The organism is Acinetobacter lactucae (assembly GCF_013344765.1).
In the GTDB taxonomy this organism is placed as follows: Bacteria; Pseudomonadota; Gammaproteobacteria; order Pseudomonadales; family Moraxellaceae; genus Acinetobacter; species Acinetobacter lactucae_A.
Genome location: NZ_JABVBF010000485.1, coordinates 1 through 204 on the forward strand (window position 1 = coordinate 1; position 204 = coordinate 204).

At 44.6% G+C, this 204-nt stretch carries 1 protein-coding gene; it reads right to left on the minus strand.

Annotation, left to right across the window (positions count from 1 at the left end; genetic code table 11):
- The coding region (locus tag HUN22_RS17965; protein ID WP_174732155.1) for a hypothetical protein at positions 1 to 204 on the minus strand (204 nt) is incomplete at both ends.

A 204-nucleotide genomic window follows, 5' to 3' on the forward strand; every position in this document is an offset into this window, starting at 1 on the left:
GTTACTGTCAAGTCGATCCAGGTTACACCACCATCTACACTGATCTGTGCAACTTCACCCGCTGCCAATGTGCCAGTCAAGCTACCATTAATAGTTAAGCTTGTATCATTGGTAATGAAGTCTGTAGCTGATAAACCAGTATCATCACTGATGCTTTCAATCGCAATCACTGTGGTTGCTGAAGGTGCTGTGCTGTCTACAGTC